Origin of the sequence: Rhodococcus sp. D-6 (genome assembly GCF_040256695.1) — a bacterium.
Classification (GTDB): domain Bacteria; phylum Actinomycetota; class Actinomycetes; order Mycobacteriales; family Mycobacteriaceae; genus Rhodococcus; species Rhodococcus pyridinivorans.
The window spans coordinates 4,570,779-4,588,180 of record NZ_CP132970.1 but is presented as its reverse complement, the minus strand read 5'-3'; the positions used below and the strand labels follow the sequence as shown (position 1 = coordinate 4,588,180).

The window sequence follows — 17,402 nt, the reverse complement described above, 5'->3', positions numbered from 1 at the left end:
TGGACGGACAACCTGTTCGCCGTACACCCAACGAAAGGACATCGCAGTGCGCGCTCTCGTCGAGGCAGCTTTCATGGCCATCCACAACCCGCTCGTCGATGCATACACCTTTCTGATCAGCGTCCTTCCTGCTTGAGTGGATACGGTGCAGGAGTCCGCCCCGGCGCCGTCACCACCGGGCGCCCCGGCGCCGTCACCACCGGGCGCCCCGGCGCCGTCACCACCGGGTGAGCATCACTGCAAACAGGAGGCAGGGCATGGGCATCGAATTCTCGAGCGTCGTCGACGCACCGCGTGACGAGGTGTTCGACTGGCACTCCCGGCCCGGCGCCATCCTCCGCCTGATCCCGCCCTGGCAGCCGATGAACGTCGTCGCCGAGGCCGACTCCCTCGAATCCGGTACGGCCGTCCTCGGTCTCCCCGGCGGTCTGCGCTGGATCTCCCGGCACAGACCCGAGGATTACGACCCGCCAGCACGTTTCGTGGACGAACTCTCCCACGACGGCCTGTTGTCGCGCCCCGCCACCGTCATCGGCTCGTGGCGCCACGAACACCGCTTCGACGTCGTCGACGAATTCCGCACCCGCGTCACCGATCGCGTCGACACGCCGGTACCGGGCTGTTTCCTCACCCAGACCTTCCGTTACCGGCACCGCCAGCTCGCCGACGATCTCGCGAGCCACCGCTGGTCGCACGCGCAGGGTATCCGACCCGGGACGGTCGCGGTGACCGGATCGAGCGGACTCGTGGGTACTGCCCTGACGGCCTTCCTGTCCACGGGTGGCTACCAGGTAGTCCGCCTGGTGCGCCGGAAACCGCAGCGCACCGACGAACGATGCTGGGACCCTCAGGATCCGGCGCCCGACCTACTCGAAGGCGTCGACGCCGTCGTCCACCTCGCGGGCGCGTCGATCGCGGGACGGTTCACCGACTCCCACAAGGCCGCGATCCGCGACAGCCGCATCGAACCGACACGCCGACTCGCCGAACTCGCCGCGACCACACCCAACGGTCCCGCGACCTTCGTCTCCGCGTCCGCGATCGGCCTCTACGGTTACGACCGAGGAGACACACCGCTCGACGAGAACGCATCACGTGGAACGGGTTTCCTCGCCGACGTCGTCTCCGATTGGGAGGCCGCGGCACATCCCGCGGAGAAGAAGGGCATGCGGGTCGTGCACGTGCGCACCGGCATCGTCCAGACACCCCGCGGCGGAACGCTCCAGTTGATGCGGCCGCTGTTCGCGAGCGGTCTCGGTGGCCGGATCGGCGACGGCCGGCAGTGGTTCTCCTGGATCGACATCGACGACCTCCTCGAGGTCTACCACCGTGCCCTCACCGACCCCGGCCTGACCGGACCGGTGAACGCCGTTGCACCGCAGCCGGTGCGCAACGAGGAGTACACCCGGGTACTGGCGTCGGTGCTGCACCGTCCCGCACTGCTGCCCGTCCCCGGTTTCGGACCCCGGTTGCTGCTCGGCGACGAGGGTGCACGCGAGGTCGCACAGGCCGATCAGTTCGTCGTCCCGAAGGCGCTGATCGACGCCGGGCACCGGTTCCGGCGTCCCGATCTCGAAGCGTCGCTGCGCCACCAACTCGGCCACATCCTGGAGGAACCGTGAGCGGAAAGCGTGTCCTGGTCACCGGAGCGACCGGCTACATCGGTGGCCGGCTCGCTCCGCGCCTGCTCGAGGCGGGTTACCGGGTACGGGTGCTCGCGCGCAGCCCCGACAAATTGCGCGACGTGCCGTGGGCCGACGACGTCGAGATCGTCCGTGGCGACCTCGACGACGCCGAATCGCTGCGCACGGCATGCCGCGACATCGACGTCGTGTACTACCTGGTGCATTCGATGGGTGGTCGCGACGAGTTCGTCGACGCGGAGAAGCGAGCGGCGCAGAACGTCGCCGATGCGGCACGCGACCACGGCGTCTCCCGCATCGTGTACCTCGGTGGGCTGCACCCGGAGTCGGGTGATCTCTCACCGCACCTGTATTCACGGGCCCAGGTCGGACGTATCCTGACGGATTCCGGTGTTCCGACGCTCGTGCTGCAGGCCGGCGTCGTGATCGGTTCGGGTTCGGCGTCGTTCGAGATGATCCGGCATCTGAGCAACCGGCTCCCCGTCATGACGACCCCACGCTGGGTGAACAACCGGATCCAGCCCATCGCGGTGCGCGACGTCCTGCACTATCTGCTCGCTGCCGCAGATGCACCCCTCCCCCGCAGTGGCACCTACGACATCGGTGGGCCCGACGTCCTGCGGTACGGCGAGATGATGCAGCAGTACTCGGAGGTCGCCGGTCTGACGAAACGCCGGATCCTCGTCCTGCCCGTCCTCACACCGAAGCTCGCCGGTTTGTGGATCGGTCTGGTCACGCCGATTCCTCCGCCTCTCGGTCGCGCGCTCCTCGAATCGCTGTCGACCGACGCGGTAATGCGCAACCATGACGTCGACTCGATCATCCCCCCACCGGAATCCGGCCTCACCGGCTACCGCGACGCGGTCCGGCTCGCCCTCGGCCGTATCGAACGGGGAGAGGTCGAGACGACGTGGACGAACGCATCACCGGTCGGTGCACCCGCCGATCCGCTTCCGTCCGACCCGGACTGGGCCGGCGAGGTCGTCTTCACCGACGAGCGGTCACTCGAGTCGGATTCGTCCCAGGAGAAGGTGTTCGCCGTCGTCGAGAGCATCGGCGGCGAGAACGGTTGGTATTCCTTCCCGTTGGCGTGGACCATCCGCGGCTGGCTCGACCGGTTCGTCGGCGGCGTCGGACTCCACCGCGGTCGCCGCGACCCGAAAACCCTGCATACCGGTGACGCCCTGGACTTCTGGCGCGTCGAACGGATCGAACGCCCGACGCTGCTGCGCCTGCGCGCGGAGATGCGGGCACCCGGCGGAGCGTGGCTCGAGTGGCGGGTCGAACCGCTGGAGTCGGGCCGGTCGCGCGTGCACCAGCGGGCGATCTTCTTCCCGCGCGGAGTCGCCGGTCGTCTCTACTGGTACGCGCTGGTTCCCTTCCACGGCATCATCTTCCGCGGCATGCTCGAGAACATCGCGGGCACCGCCGGCCGCTAGAGCGATCCGCTACGTTGTTCGCCATCCGCTGCAGCAATTGCCGTAGCGGATGGCGAATTCGCGAGCGGATGTTCTCGGGGCGACGGATCTGGGTGGTGTGCGGATCTTCCTCGGGATCCGCACACCACCACGATCGACCGAGAGTTACACGGCGCAGAGCGGTTTGATGTCCTGCAGTCCCTCGGTGGTGGGCGAGGTGAGCATCAGGCACGAGTTGTACCCGCTCGCCTCGACGACGTTCCGGATCTCGCGCCACGCGTCGTCGCTGACGACGGGCGAACGCGACAGCACGAATCCGGAGATGCGCGTCGGGTCACCGACGACTGCCCACGAGTAATCGTCCGCGAGGTACGTGACGATGTAGTTGCTCGGTCCGTCGAGCGAATCCTGGAAGGGTACCCCCGGAAAAGACACATGCAGTGCGGCAGTGTCGTTCACGCGGGCGTTCCCGATGATCCCGCGACGATCACCGGTGAACGTGGTGCACGAGTTCTCCACGCGCACGTTGCGTTCGTCGAGCAGCGTGTAGAACGCCGTCGTGTCGCGAGCGCAGTCGATGTTGTAGGGAGCCGGATTGGCGGCGAGCTGATACCACTGCCCCACATACCGGTTCACGTCGAGCTCGGGAACCGGAGTGAGCGGCGCTGCGGCGGCGGGCGTGGCGAACAGGAGCGCGCCTGCGGCGGCGATGAACGCCGCCGCAAGCCCCCGAACGCCGTGTCGGGATCTACGCATGCCTTCTACCTTTCCGTCGTCCGGTATCGGTTACTGCTGGGGCATGAGAACGCCGTCGATCAGGTACACGGTGGCGTTCTCGGTCTCGATGCCACCGCAGATCACGTTGGCGTCGTTGACGGTCCACATCTCACCCTCGCCGGCGACCTCGACGGTGCCGCCCTGGACGGTGGTCTGCGTGCCGGCGATATCGGCCGGGGTCAGCTCACCGGGAACCACGTGGTAGGTGAGGATGTCGGTCAGTAGAGCCGAATCCGTCTGCAGCGTCTGGACGGTCTCCGGCGGCAGGGCGGCGAACGCGTCGTCGACCGGCGCGAAGACGGTGAACTCGCCATCGTTGAGCGTCTCGACCAGGTTGACGTCGGGGTTGAGCTGGCCGGACAGGGCCTGCGTGAGAGTGGTCAGGATCGGCACGTTTCCGGCGGCCTCGGCGACAGGCTGGTTCGCGAGTTCCTCGACGGACGACGGGCCGGTAGGGTTCGCGGCGACATAATCGGCGCAGCCCGGTCCGACGGGGCCGGCAGCGGGGGCTGCGGTACCGGTTGCAGCCGTAGTGGTTTCCTGCATTGTCTCCTGGGTGGTCTCCATCGTGGTGGTGTCGGTGGTGTCCGTGCCCGAATCATCCGAACACGCCGCGACACCCAGCAGGGACATCGCACCGATTCCGACGACGGCCAGGCTCTTGCGCGCAGTGATGTTCATGACTGTGGTTCCCTTCGTAGGCCGTGGCCGGAAACGGCCACGTCGATCAGGTGTGTCACCGGTCATTCGAACCTCGGGTCGGTCCGGATGGGTCGGATCGAGAGATTTTTTCTCGGATCGGTATCCGGTGTTCGACCCATCCGTATTGCGGTCGGCTCCGAATGCACGTCATGGACGACGTCGAGGATCTCCGACCGGCTCACGTATTCGTGTTGCCCGGTGGGCGTCCGGTCGGCACCACAGCCGATTTCCTCACGTGCACACTGTCGGGGAAACCGACCCCGTGCCCCGGAGACGATCATGCATCCTGACCTTCCCCGCGCAGTCGCGATGATCGGCGACGACGTCGAGTTCCCGGGTGGCCGGGAGGCGGTCGTGCCGGCGATCTACCGGACCTTCGTCCGCCACGCGCAGGGCTCGGCCGAGCGTCCCTCGCTCGAGTACCGCGGCTTCAGCTGGGTCATGGATGTCGACGAGTCGATGCCTTCGTCCTGGTGGTTGCGCACGCTGATGCGGTTCGAGCCGTGGGACCACTTCGTCGCGAGTGATTCGGACACCTTCCGCGGGCGGGTCAAGGATCAGCTCGTGGCCGACGGGGTGCGGGTTCCGGTCGGGCGCATCACTGCGCTGCTGAACATCCGGCGCCTCGGTCTCGGATCGGATCCGCTGAACCTGTTCTGGTGCCACGATCCGAGCGGTTCCCTGGCCTGCGTGGTCGCGGAGATCCATTCGCGCCGGAACGGACGGCACTGTTACACGCTGCGCTCGGACGAGATCGACATCATCACCCGGGCCGGCGACACGTTCGCGGTCTCGGTCGCCCTGCGGCGACCCGGCGTCCCGGTGTTCACCGCGACCGTCAGCGGCGAACGGCTGCCGGCCGATCTCACGACTGTTCTACGTGCTCGGATGTGGATGGGGTGACGCTCGTGGTCGACACGGTTGCCTTGAGTGGAGGGAATGTCCAGGCTAGGCTTTCCCTCGATGAGCGGACTGAGCCGATGACCGGCGTCGGAGGCCATACCGATACCCTCGGCGAACTGCTCGGGCGGGTGGCCCGGCAAGACCCTACGGCGTTCGCCGAACTGTACGACGCGACGCGTTCCCGAGTCTTCGGCATGGTGCTGCGGGTCCTGCGGGATCCCGGTTACAGCGAGGAGACCACCCAGGAGGTCTACCTCCAGGTATGGAGGTCGGCCGACAAGTACGACCCGCGTCAGGGTTCCGCTCTGTCGTGGATCATCACGCTCGCCCATCGGCGTGCCGTCGACCGGGTCCGCAGCGAACAGTCCGGAGCCGACCGCGAGTCGCAGTACGGTTCGACGAACGTCGACGCGGCCTTCGACTCGGTGAGCGAGGAGGTAGCGCAGCGCGACGATCGCCGCCGGGTGAACGAGTGCCTGGGTTCGCTCACCGAACTGCAGCGACGCTCGGTTGAGCTCGCCTACTACAGAGGCTTTACGTATACCGAAGTGGCAGAAGAACTTTCGTCCCCGTTGCCGACGGTCAAGTCGCGCATCCGGGACGGCCTGAAACGACTGAAGAATTGTCTGGGGGTGACTGTGGATGGCTGACGAGGCGAACGATTCCTCGCGCGATCTGCTCGACATGGCACCCGTCTTCGCATTGGATGCCGTCACGCCCGACGAACGTCGAGAGCTTGCCGAGCGACTCGCGGAAGCAGACCCGGAGGTGGCCGAACGGTTCGGCGTCGAGGTCCGCGAGGTCCGCGAGACCCTCGCAGCGATGTCGGCCGGTACCGCGACCGAGCCGCCGCCCGAACTCCGGGTGCGACTGCTCGATCTGGTCCACGCCGAACTCACCGCGAAGACGCCCGCCGAGAAGACGCACACGGAACGACCCGGTGACCCGGAGGCGACCGAGGCACCTCGGGCGGAGGACGATCACCCTCCCCCGCCCGTCTCCCTCGACGAGCGCCGCCAGGCCCGACGGCGGAACTTCCTGCTCGCCGCGGCAGCGGCCGTGATCGTCGCGATCGGCGGCGTCGTGGTGGCCGGTCAATGGCAGAACACGTCCGAGCCGGGCACGAGCGAGCGGGTCTTCGCCGCCGAGGACGTACGGACCTCGTCGGGCGAGCTCGACGGTGGCGGCACCGCGACCGTGGTGTTCTCCAAGGAGGAGGACGCCGGCGTGCTGGTGATGAACAACGTCGCCCCGCCGGCCGAGGGCAGCGTCTACCAGATGTGGCTGGTCGGGCCCGAGGGAATGGAGCCCGCAGGCACGATGACCCCCGACGACGTCGCGCCGTCGACGACCGCGGTGCTCGAGGACATCTCGGGTGCCACCGCGCTCGCCTTCAGCGTGGAACCGACGGGCGGGTCGACCCAGCCGACCGCGATCTTCGCTCAGCTGCCGCTCGACTGACATGTTCGCGGCAGCGAGCACGTCATCGGCGGGTGCCGATGACGACGGTCGCGTCGGCCTCCTCGAAACCCCGCGTGTCGGCGTCGAGTCCGGCCCGGGTCATGAGGTCGCGCACGACGGGTGCCTGCGACGCGGCCGACTCGACGAGCAGCGACCCACCGTCGGTGAGCCACCGACCCGCGTCGGCGACGAGCCGACGGTGGACGTCCAGTCCGTCGGGTCCGCCGTCCAGTGCATGTCGCGGCTCGCTGCAGCGCGCCTCCCGCGGCATCGACGCGATCGCCCCCGACGGCACGTAGGGCGCGTTGGCGACGAGCACGTCGACGCGACCGCGCAGCGTGCCCGGCAGGGCGTCGAACAGATCGCCGACGAACACCCGGTGGGGCGGCAGGTTCAGGCGGGCACACGCGGTGGCGACGGGATCGATGTCGGCCGCGTAGACCTCGCAGGCCTCGACGGCGGTGGCGAGCGTGGCACCGACGGCACCGCACCCGCAGCACATGTCGACGATCACGGCGCCGGGCCGCGCGAGTTCGATCGCGCAGTCCACCAGGTACTCGGTGCGGCGACGGGAGACGAACACCCCCTCTCGCACCGCGATGCGCCTGCCGTGGAAGAAGACCTGTCCCAGTACGTGTTCGAGGGGTTCTCCGCCGGCCCGCCGCGCGATGAGCCGCTCCAGATCCGAGGGTGTGGGAGCGGCTTCGACGAGCAGCTGCGCCTCCTCCTCGGCAAACACGCACCCGGCCGCTCGCAGTGCGGAGACAACGTCGGCGTGGGTCCGGTGGGCGGAGACCATGCGGAACCCTACCGCGCGCTCATCCGGCGAATCTCTCCGTTTCCCGGGGCGGGGGGCCAGCTCACACCCCGTGAAGGGGTGGAATCTCCCGATCATGGGTATTCCGCGGGCTGTCACGAGGAGCGCTGTGGGAACGAACGATCTCGAGCAGGAGCCTGCGCAGGGTCGCCGGGTCCGAGACCGCGACCGGAGAGTCGCCACCGGTCGCGTCGTCGCGCTCGAGTTCGATCACACGCCGGTAGGCGTCCACGCCCCCGGGTGGGTCGACAAATCCGTTCACGCCAGGAGGAATCTTGAGCACTGCTACCGCGCCCCCACGGAGAACCGGCCGATGGCGGTGGCTGCTACCCGCCCTGTTGCTCATCGCGTGGCTCGTGGCCGCCGGTGGCGGCGGCCCGTTCGCAGGCAAGCTCAGCGAGGTCGCCTCCAACGACGCGATCACCTTCCTCCCGGCATCGGCCGAATCCACCCGCGCGGACGAGCTGTACGCGCAGTTCGACGAGAGCGAGTTCATCCCCGCGATCGTCGTCGCCGAACGCGACGGTGGGATCACCGACGAGGACCTCGCCTTCCTCGCCACCGAATCGGCCGGACCGCCGCCGATCCCGTCCGAGGACGGCGCAGCGGCGCAGATGATCGTGCCGCTCGACGCCTCCGGGGAGGTCCAGGAGGCCGTCGAGGAACTCCGGACGGCCCTCGAAGGCGCACCGGACGGCCTGACCGTCTACGTCACCGGCCCCGCCGGGCAGGCCGCCGACCTGTCGTCGGCCTTCGGCGGCATCGACGGACTGCTCCTGCTCGTCGCGGGCGGTGTCGTCCTCGTCATCCTCGTGGTGGTCTACCGCAGCCCGATCCTGCCGTTCGTCGTCATCATCTCGGCGCTGTTCGCACTCGCCCTCGCGAGCCTGCTGATCTATGTGCTCGCCGACGCCGGAGCGATCGCGCTCAACGGCCAGAGCCAGGGCATCATGTTCATCCTCGTGTTCGGCGCCGCCACCGACTACGCGCTGCTGCTGGTCTCCCGGTACCGCGAGGAACTGCGACTGCAGCAGGACAAGTACGCCGCGATGCGCAGCGCGCTCCGCGGCTCGATCGAGCCGATCGCGGCGTCGGCCGGCACCGTCATCCTCGGTGTGCTGTGCCTACTGCTGTCGGACCTGAACTCCAACCGCGGTCTCGGCCCGGTGGCCGCCATCGGCATCGCGACGTCGTTCCTCGCGTCGCTCACCTTCCTGCCCGCAGTGCTCGTGCTGCTCGGCCGCGTCGCGTTCTGGCCCACCCGCCCGGTCTACGACCCGAACGCCGACGCCGACGACATGCAGAAGTCCCACAAGGTGTGGGGCCGGGTGGCCGACTTCGTCGGGTCGAAGCCGCGTCCCATCTGGATCGTGTGCAGCCTCGTGCTCGTCGCCTTCGCCCTGCTGGCACCGCAGTTCAAGGCGAGCGGTGTCGCGTCCTCGGATCTGTTCCTCCTGCAAACCGATTCGAAGTCCGGCCAGGAGGTGCTCGGTGAGCACTTCGACGCCGGCACCGGTTCGCCCAGCATCGTCGTCGCCCGCGAAGGCGCGCTCGAGGGTGTCGTCGGCGCCACCGAGGGCGTCGAGGGCGTGACGACCGTCCAGCCCGTCCCCGGCCCCGACGGCGCGCCGCGCGTGGTCGACGGACTGGTCGCGGTGCAGGCGACGCTCTCGGATCCCGCCGACTCCCTCGCCGCCGAGGAGACCGTCGAACGCATCCGCGAGGCGGTGCACGCAGTGCCCGGGGCCGAGGCACTCGTCGGCGGACCCACGGCCGTCGACCTCGACACGAAGGACACCGCGACCCGCGACCGCACCGTCATCATCCCGGTTGTGACGCTCGTGGTGCTGCTGGTGCTCATCGCGTTGCTGCGGGCGGTCGTCGCACCGATCCTGCTGATGCTCACCGTGATCGTCTCGTTCGCGGCGACCCTCGGTATCTCGTCGCTCGTGTTCAACCACCTGTTCGGTTTCCCGGGCGCCGACCCGGTGGTGCCTCTGTTCGGGTTCGTCTTCCTCGTGGCGCTGGGTATCGACTACAACATCTTCCTCATGACCCGCGTCCGCGAGGAGACGAAGAAGGTCGGTACCCGTGCGGGCACCCTGCGGGCGCTGACCGTCACCGGTGGTGTCATCACGTCCGCCGGCGTGGTGCTCGCGGCCACGTTCTCGGCGCTGGCGGTGATCCCACTGCTGTTCCTGGCTCAGCTGGCGTTCATCGTCGCCTTCGGTGTCCTGCTCGACGCGCTGCTCGTGCGGTCGCTGGTGGTGCCGGCCCTGACGATCGACATCGGCAAGAAGATCTGGTGGCCGAGCAAGCTGGCGCGGGCCGAACCGTCCGAGCCGGACGCCACCGAGGACGTCGCGACCGCGGGAGCGCCGCGCTCATGAGCGCGCTGAGCGCGCAGTGCTACTGACAGGCGCATGAGCGGATGAGAGCGGCCGCGGGACCGGGCATGTGATCCGGTCCCGCGGCCGTTCGTCCCACGGCTGCCGCGTTTGCCCGTTACCGTTCTATTCCATGTCTGCGGATTCCGCCGCTCCTGTCGAGCGCCCGCGTCCGGTGGAGGACGCCCGACCGCCCTCCCGGCCGTCGCTGACCGACCGTGTCGGTGGACGTCTGTCCGCCGTACCGCACATCTTCGGCCTGATCCTGGGCATCTACGCGGTCGTGGTCGCATTGTGGTCGATCTCCCCGACCCTGCGTTACTGGATCCACGCCCCGCGCGAATATCTCGACGAGTACTACTTCGACGCCCCCGACACGAGCCTGTCGTTCGCGCTCGTCCTCGGCCTGCTCGCCGGTGCGATCGCCGGCCGAAAACGCATCGCGTGGTGGATCCTGACGATCTACCTCGGCGGATTCTCCATCACCAATCTCGTGATGAGCATCGTCGAGCGCGACCCGAACCACCTCGTCGCGTTGGTCGTCCACCTGCTGATCGTCGCGCTCCTGCTGCTGTCCTATCCCGAGTTCTACACGCGCGTGCGGCGCGGAAACGCCTGGGCCGCACTCGGTGTGCTCGTGGGTGGTCTGGTCGTCGCGACGCTCATCGGCTGGGGCCTGGTGGAACTGTTCCCCGGCACCCTGCCCGCTACCGACCGGTTCCTGTGGGCGCTCAACCGCGTCACCGCGCTGACGTTCATCGACAACGACCAGTTCGGTGGCCGCCCGAACGGGCTGGTCAACACGATCCTCGGCCTCCTCGGCGCCCTCGCCGTGCTCGCGGCGGTCGTGGTGCTGTTCCGTTCACAGCGAGCGAGCAACGCGCTCACCGGCAGTGACGAATCGGCCATCCGCGGTCTGCTCGCCCAGAGCGACGATTCGCTCGGCTACTTCGCGACCCGCCGCGACAAGGCCGTGGTGTTCGCCCCCAGCGGCAAGGCCGCGGTGACCTACCGCGTCGAACTCGGCGTGTGCCTCGCGAGCGGTGATCCGATCGGCAACCCCGAAGCATGGCCGCACGCCATCGACGAATGGCTCGACCTCGCCCGCGCCTATGGGTGGACACCCGCGGTGATGGGGGCGAGCGAGGACGGTGCGACGGCCTACCACCGTGCGGGTCTGAACGCGCTGCAGCTCGGCGACGAGGCCGTCCTGCTCACCCGCGACTTCAGTCTCGCCGGACGCGACATGCGACCGGTGCGGCAGGCCGTCAACCGCGCCCGCAAACACGGTGTGACCGCGCGGATCATGCGTCACCGCGAACTGTCACCCATCGAGCTGTCGGCGGCGATCCAGCGCGCCGAGGCCTGGCGCGACACCGAAAACGAGCGCGGTTTCTCGATGGCCCTCGGCCGGCTCGGCGACCCGCTCGACGGCGACTGCCTGCTCGTCGAAGCGGTCGCGGACGGCAAGGTCGTCGCGATGCTCTCGCTCGTGCCCTGGGGATCGGACGGCGTGTCACTCGACCTCATGCGCCGCGACCCGCAGGCCCCCAACGGCGTCGTCGAACTCATGGTCTCCGAGCTCGCCTCACGCGGTGCCGAATTCGACGTCGACCGGATCTCGTTGAACTTCGCGGTATTCCGGTCGGTCTTCGAGGAGGGCGCGCGGATCGGTGCCGGCCCGATCCTGCGGTTGTGGCGGTCGATCCTGCTGTTCTTCTCACGGTGGTGGCAGCTCGAGGCGTTGTACCGGTCCAACGTCAAGTACCACCCCGAATGGGTGCCCCGCTTCCTGTGTTTCCGCGACAACCGGCTCATCCCGCGCGTCGCGCTCGCGTCGGCGATCGCCGAGGGCTTCCTCACCCTCCCCACCTTCGGTCGCCGGAACACCCAGCAGCACACGGGAACACACTCGGCGTTCCCCGAGGACCAGGTGGCCGCGGCAGAACTGCACGACGACGGCAGCGCACCCGACGTCGAGCTTGCCGACGGCACGCCCGCCGTCTCGCACGGACGTCGCCGCCCCGAACAGGTCCAGGTGCGGATGAACACCCTGCAGCGGATCGTCGAGCACGGTGTCGATCCCTATCCGGTCGCGCATCCCCCGACCCACACGGCCGCCGAGGCCCGGGCCGCGAAGTCCGGCACCCCGGTGACCGTGGCGGGACGCCTGCTGCGCATCCGCAACTTCGGCGGTGTGCTGTTCGCGGTGCTGCGCGACTGGTCGGGCGACATCCAGATCCTCATCGACCGGCAACGGGTGGCCGGACAACGCTTCCTGTTCGACCTCGGTGACCTCGTCGAGGTGTCGGGCGAGGTGGGACGCAGCCGCACCGGCGAGATCTCGGTGCTCGCCGACTCGTGGCGCATCGACGGCAAGTGCCTGCATCCGCTGCCCGACAAGTACCACGGCCTCGTCGACCCGGAAGCCCGCGTGCGGCAACGCTATCTGCATCTCGCGATCGACCGCGGGGCACGCGACCACCTCGCGGCACGCAGCGCGGTGGTGCGGTCGCTACGCGACGAACTGCAGGCGCGCGGCTATCTCGAGGTGGAGACCCCCATCCTGCAGTCGGTGCACGGCGGCGCGAACGCCGCACCGTTCATCACGCACATCAACGCCTACGACGCCGATCTGTACCTGCGGATCGCCCCCGAGCTGTATCTGAAGCGGTTGTGCGTCGCGGGCATGGCGAAGGTCTTCGAGATCGGCCGGGTGTTCCGCAACGAGGGTGCGGATTTCAAGCACAACCCGGAGTTCACGATCCTCGAGGCATACGAGGCGCACAGCGACTACGAGAAGATGCGGGTGGTCGCACGCGAGTTGATCCAGGCAGCGGCCCGCGCGGCACACGGACGCGAGATCATCCTGCGGCCCGGACCCGACGGTATCCCGGTCGAGATCGACATCTCCGGCGAGTGGCCCGTCAAGACCTTCCACGACGCGATCTCCGAGGCGCTCGGGACGTTCGTCGACGCGCAGACCCCCGTCGACGTCCTGCGACGCCTGTGCGACGAGCACGAGATCCCTTACAACCCGGCCTGGGACGCCGGCGCCACCGCGCAGGAGATGTACGAGCACCTCGTCGAATCGAAGACGGAGTTCCCCACCTTCTACACCGACTTCCCGACCTCGGTGTCGCCGTTGACCCGGCCGCACCCCCGCAAGCCGGGTGTCGCGGCGAAGTGGGACCTGGTGGCCTGGGGTGTCGAGCTGGGGACCGCCTACAGCGAGCTCACCGATCCGCTCGACCAGCGTGCTCGCCTCACGGAGCAGTCGCTGCTCGCCGCGGGCGGTGACGAGGAGGCGATGGAACTCGACGAGGAGTTCCTCGAAGCACTCGAATACGCGATGCCTCCCACCGGCGGCCTCGGTATGGGTGTCGACCGGATCGTGATGCTCGTACTCGGAGGGAGCATCCGCGAGTCGCTGGCGTTCCCGTTCACGAAGCCGCGGCGCTCCTGACGGGTGGTTTCACGTGAAACCGCTCCACCTGGCATCGTGAGGTCGTGCAGCTACTCCTGATCCGTCACGCCGAGCCGAACAACGCCCGCGCCGAGACCGGGGGCGCCGACCCGCCGCTCACGGAGGCCGGTCGTCTCCAGGCGTCGCGGTTGCCGGACGCGCTGTCCCCCTACAACATCACCCGCCTGTTCTCGAGCCCGCAGTTGCGGGCCCTGCAGACGGCCGATCCGGTCGCGGAACGACGCGGGCTCGACGTGGAGAAGATGGAGGACATCGCCGAGTACGACTACGGCCACGACCACTACTTCACGATCGACGCCGCGAAGGACGTCGCACCGGCCGCCTACAAGCGCATCCTGGCAGGTCACCTGCCCGATTTCGTGGACGGGGACGCCTTCCGCACGCGGGTGCTGCGAGGGATCGACCACGTGGTGGACACGTGCGACCACGCCGAGACCGTGGCGCTGTTCGCCCACGGTGGGGTCGTGAACATCGTGCTGCAGCACCTGCTCGAGCTGCCCCGGCCGCTGATGTTCCCCATCGAGTACGCGTCGGTGACGCGCATCCTCGTCTCACGCAGCGGCGCGCGCCGCGTCGCGTCGATCAACGAGACCGGGCACGTACGCGACACCCTGCGCGTCTGAGCGCCCCGGGAGCCGGCCGCGGGTGAGCCCCCAGCGCCCACCCGCGAGTCGTGGGTTCAGCGCCGTGCGCTCGCGAGGAGGTCGCGGGCGGCGGTGCTGCCGTCGAGCAACCGCGACGTGCGGCGCACGATCTTCCAGCTGCCGTCGATCCGGGCGAGTTCGAAACGATTGGCGCTCACCCGCCACACCCGGAACGAATCCGAATCGGCGTTGCGGCGCAGCAGCAGGGAGTGGCAGGTCGCGACGGCGGTGTCGCCGTCGACCCGGATGTGCACCGGGTCGAGCAGATGACCGCAGCCCTCCTCGATGTAGTCCTGGTGCGGTCGGGTGCGCACCATCTCCATAATGGCGTCGCGACCCTCCATCAGGCGGATGTCGACGTCGTAGACGGCGTCCTCGGCCCACAGTTCCCCCACCGCCTCGGCGTCACCGGCGTCGACGGCCGGGCCGTAGGCCGTGAGGACCTCGTGGATCGCAGCCTTGTCCTCGAGGAGCTGTACGCGTTCGAGGAGGGAGGCCAGCAGGGCGGAGTCGGTCATCTCGATCCTTCCGGGCGGGGGCGTCGCCACCCGTTCTACCGGGGTCCGGAGTCCTGCCTCCCGGGTCGTCCCGGTGACCGGAAGCAATCGACTGTGCAGCCCCTGACCAGGGCATGACACGGACGCCGACGTGATCTTCCCGTGCAGGATTGATACGGTCACCGCCGGAGGTGCACCGGATGGATGCGGACAGGATCGACGAACTCGTACAGGGCGGGATACGGACACAGGACGAGCTCGAGGCCGTCCTGGGCATTCCGCACCCGGCGATCGTCGACAAGGCGCGACCACACCTGACGCCGCTCATCAGGCATTTCCTGTCGCTGGCGCGGTTCTTCACGATCGCCACCGCCGACGCCGTCGGCAACTGCGACTGCTCGCCGCGCGGCGACATCGAGTCGGCGGTGCTCGTCCTCGACGACCACACGATCGCGCTGCCCGACCGGCCCGGCAATCGCCGCGCCGACTCGTACCGGAACATCCTCGAGAACCCTCACGTCGGGCTGCTGTTCTTCGTCCCCGGCGACGAGGAGGTGCTGCGGATCAACGGCCGCGCCACGCTGTCGACCGACCCCGACCTGCTCGGGAAGCTGTCGCTGCAGAACAAGCCGGCGCAGCTCGCTGTGATCGTGCAGATCGACGAGGTCTTCCTGCACTGCGCGCGGGCGTTGCTCCGCGCCAAGCTGTGGGATCCGTCGACCTATCCCGACCGCGCGGCGGTCCCCTCGATGCGCGACATGCACGCCGAACTCCACTCGATCGAGATCCCGGCCGACGCCGAGCCGGGCAAACGCGAGCTCTACCGCGAGTTCCTGTACTGACCGGACCACACGCGGCGAGTGCGTCACGATGGTGGGGTGACCTCTCGGATCGCCCAGATACGCCGCTGGCGCGCCGGCGCTGCACTGCGCAGCCGCCTGCGCGACCTGACCGGCGCCCTCGTCGTCGTCACCGGTGGTGGTAGCGGGATCGGCCGGGCCTCGGCGATCGCCTTCGCCGCCGAAGGTGCCATCGTCGTCGTGGCAGACAAGGATCTCGACAGCGCCCGCGAGACGGTGGCGCTCGTGAACGTCCCGGCTCCCGGTGCCGGAGGTTCCGAGGCCGTCTTCGGCGGCGCCGCTCACGCCTACGAACTCGACGTCTCCGACGAACAGCAGGTCCAAAAGTTCGCGCAGACCGTTCGCGAACGGCACGGCGTCGCCGACGTGCTCGTCAACAACGCGGGCATCGGTGTCATCGGTGCCTTCGCCGACACTCCGCAGAGCGTCTTCGAGAACGTGATGGACGTGAACTTCTGGGGAGTGGTCTACGGCTGCCGCGCCTTCACGGAGCAGATGATCGAGGCCGGCACGGGCGGGCAGATCGTCAACGTCTCGTCGGCCGCGGCGTACATGCCGCAACGCAACCTCGCCGCCTACACGACGAGCAAGGCCGGGGTGTTCATGCTGTCGGAGTGCCTGCGCGCCGAACTGCTCGAACACGGGATCGGCGTGACCGTCGTGTGTCCCGACCTGGTGGACACCAACCTCACCCGGGCGACGGAGTACGTCGCGCCGAACAAGGAACTACGAGCAGCACGACGCACCCGCACCCTCGCGATGTACCGGCGCCTGCACATCGCGCCGGAGAAGGTGGCCAAGGCGATCGTCGGGGCTGTCCGTCACAACAAGCCTGTGGTGACGGTCGCCCCGGGCGCGAAGGTCCGCAAGTGGCTGATGCGCTTCGCGCCCCGTGTCATGCGTGTGGGCGCACGATTCGACATCGATTGATGGTCAGGTCTTCGAGGCGATCCAGTCGTGCAGCCACCGCGTGGCCGTCGTTCCGCGACCGTCGACCACGTAGTTCGAGTAGTCCTGGTGGATCTGCGACTCGTAGAAGGTTCGGATCTTCTGCTCGCGCAGCTCGTTCGCCTCGGGCGTGAGCTGTAGCTGCAGCATCGGGATGCCCCCGGCGGTCATGATGTCGTTGTAGAGCGCCGTCGCCTCGTCGCGGTAGTTCTCGAGCTGCTCGAACGGGCTGCCCGCCGAGATCGCGAGGAAGCCGGCCAGTCGCGTGACGAAGTCCTCCGGCGGCGTCGAGCAGTAGAGGTCGCCCACCGCGCAGATGGTGCGCACGTTGGGCGTTACGAATCCGAAGCCTCCCGCGCGGGCACCTCCCGCACCGGTGCCGGCGACGGGCGGACCGACGAACGGGTCGAGTTCGGAGCGGCGCGGATCGGACAGCAGACCCACCGCGACGAGGCGGTGCGGACCGATCACTCCCAGCCCGGTGCCGATCTCGGCGGCGAGATCGCCTGCGGCATCGGCACCCTGGCTGTAGCCGACGAGGGCGAAGTTCGTGAGGGGGCACCGCTCGGCAGTGGCCGCGATGATGCCGCGTGCGTTGTCGACGGCGCGATTGCGGGAGGCCGCGTACACGTCGCCCTCCCACGGAAAGGCCGTGGCGGGATACGCGACGTAGTCGACGCGGGCACCCGCGGGAAGATTGGACGTGACCTGGGCGAGCATGCCGTTCCCGCGGCCGGGGTCGGGGGTGTTCGCGGTCTCCCATGTTCCAGGCACAGCGACCACGTTCAGGGTCGGACATCCGGGCGGATCGGCTTGCGCCGCAGGCATTGCAGCGAATACTGCTGCACATGCCGCCAC

15 protein-coding genes are annotated in these 17,402 nt (G+C 68.5%); 10 read left to right on the top strand and 5 right to left on the bottom strand.

All coding sequences use genetic code 11. From position 1 onward, the window contains the following. Positions 1–257 precede the first annotated feature (257 nt). Together RBB84_RS21595 and RBB84_RS21590 are read left to right on the top strand one after the other, a co-directional pair. A complete protein-coding gene (locus RBB84_RS21595; RefSeq protein ID WP_006553351.1) occupies positions 258–1,622 on the top strand; it encodes a TIGR01777 family oxidoreductase in 1,365 nt (454 codons plus the stop codon). Next, the gene (locus RBB84_RS21590) at positions 1,619–3,082 is read left to right on the top strand and encodes an SDR family oxidoreductase (RefSeq protein WP_350246801.1); all 1,464 of its coding nucleotides are present in this window, start codon (positions 1,619–1,621) and stop codon (positions 3,080–3,082) included. Before RBB84_RS21595 ends, RBB84_RS21590 begins: the two co-directional genes overlap by 4 nt. 144 nt (positions 3,083–3,226) lie before the next feature. Here RBB84_RS21590 and RBB84_RS21585 read toward each other — a convergent pair whose 3' ends face one another. Continuing rightward, entirely contained in the window at positions 3,227–3,817 is a 591-nt protein-coding gene (locus tag RBB84_RS21585; protein ID WP_024102605.1) for a lipocalin family protein, read from the bottom strand. A gap of 30 nt (positions 3,818–3,847) precedes the next feature. Next, the gene (locus RBB84_RS21580) at positions 3,848–4,519 is read right to left on the bottom strand and encodes a fasciclin domain-containing protein (RefSeq protein WP_064061457.1); all 672 of its coding nucleotides are present in this window, start codon (positions 4,517–4,519) and stop codon (positions 3,848–3,850) included. 300 nt (positions 4,520–4,819) lie between these two features. On the opposite strand from RBB84_RS21580, the gene RBB84_RS21575 reads away from it, so the two are divergent. The 3 genes from RBB84_RS21575 (at position 4,820) to RBB84_RS21565 (ending at position 6,904) form a co-directional block, all read left to right on the top strand. Beyond that, positions 4,820–5,443, top strand: coding sequence for a DUF1365 family protein (locus RBB84_RS21575; protein WP_350246799.1), 624 nt, complete (start codon positions 4,820–4,822; stop codon positions 5,441–5,443). Positions 5,444–5,520: 77 nt separating this feature from the next. Then, on the top strand, positions 5,521–6,093 hold the full coding sequence (locus RBB84_RS21570) for a sigma-70 family RNA polymerase sigma factor (protein ID WP_024102602.1): 573 nt from the start codon (positions 5,521–5,523) through the stop codon (positions 6,091–6,093). Further along, the gene (locus tag RBB84_RS21565; RefSeq protein WP_254583538.1) at positions 6,086–6,904 is read left to right on the top strand and encodes an anti-sigma factor; all 819 of its coding nucleotides are present in this window, start codon (positions 6,086–6,088) and stop codon (positions 6,902–6,904) included. The genes RBB84_RS21570 and RBB84_RS21565 overlap by 8 nt, the downstream gene beginning before the upstream one ends. A 22-nt stretch (positions 6,905–6,926) precedes the next feature. On the opposite strand, the gene RBB84_RS21560 is transcribed toward RBB84_RS21565, so the two are convergent. After that, positions 6,927–7,703 (bottom strand): putative protein N(5)-glutamine methyltransferase, encoded by a 777-nt coding sequence (locus RBB84_RS21560; RefSeq protein ID WP_019290411.1) that lies wholly within the window; start codon positions 7,701–7,703, stop codon positions 6,927–6,929. Positions 7,704–7,996: 293 nt separating this feature from the next. Between RBB84_RS21560 and RBB84_RS21555 the strand changes: the two genes are divergently transcribed. The 3 genes from RBB84_RS21555 to RBB84_RS21545 all read left to right on the top strand — a co-directional run bounded on the left by RBB84_RS21555 (position 7,997) and on the right by RBB84_RS21545 (position 14,218). Then, positions 7,997–10,111: an MMPL family transporter gene (locus RBB84_RS21555; protein ID WP_350246797.1), complete on the top strand. Its 2,115-nt coding sequence runs from the start codon at positions 7,997–7,999 to the stop codon at positions 10,109–10,111. 172 nt (positions 10,112–10,283) lie between these two features. Then, positions 10,284–13,574 carry a bifunctional lysylphosphatidylglycerol synthetase/lysine--tRNA ligase LysX gene (lysX, locus tag RBB84_RS21550; RefSeq protein WP_350247705.1) on the top strand — a complete coding sequence of 1,097 codons (3,291 nt, stop codon included), beginning with the start codon at positions 10,284–10,286 and terminating at the stop codon, positions 13,572–13,574. A 44-nt stretch (positions 13,575–13,618) separates the two neighbouring features. Beyond that, positions 13,619–14,218 carry a histidine phosphatase family protein gene (locus RBB84_RS21545; protein ID WP_350246796.1) on the top strand — a complete coding sequence of 200 codons (600 nt, stop codon included), beginning with the start codon at positions 13,619–13,621 and terminating at the stop codon, positions 14,216–14,218. Positions 14,219–14,274: 56 nt separating this feature from the next. On the opposite strand, the gene RBB84_RS21540 is transcribed toward RBB84_RS21545, so the two are convergent. Next, entirely contained in the window at positions 14,275–14,757 is a 483-nt protein-coding gene (locus tag RBB84_RS21540) for a nuclear transport factor 2 family protein (RefSeq protein ID WP_006553338.1), read from the bottom strand. Between the two features lie 179 nt (positions 14,758–14,936). Here RBB84_RS21540 and RBB84_RS21535 point away from each other — a divergent pair, with 179 nt between their 5' ends. Then, positions 14,937–15,578 carry an MSMEG_1061 family FMN-dependent PPOX-type flavoprotein gene (locus RBB84_RS21535; protein ID WP_006553337.1) on the top strand — a complete coding sequence of 214 codons (642 nt, stop codon included), beginning with the start codon at positions 14,937–14,939 and terminating at the stop codon, positions 15,576–15,578. Positions 15,579–15,614: 36 nt separating this feature from the next. After that, on the top strand, positions 15,615–16,526 hold the full coding sequence (locus RBB84_RS21530; protein ID WP_350246793.1) for an SDR family NAD(P)-dependent oxidoreductase: 912 nt from the start codon (positions 15,615–15,617) through the stop codon (positions 16,524–16,526). A gap of 3 nt (positions 16,527–16,529) precedes the next feature. Here the strand turns inward: RBB84_RS21530 and RBB84_RS21525 are convergent, their stop codons facing one another. Continuing rightward, positions 16,530–17,318 (bottom strand): cutinase family protein, encoded by a 789-nt coding sequence (locus RBB84_RS21525; protein ID WP_350246791.1) that lies wholly within the window; start codon positions 17,316–17,318, stop codon positions 16,530–16,532. Between the last annotated feature and the right edge of the window lie 84 nt (positions 17,319–17,402).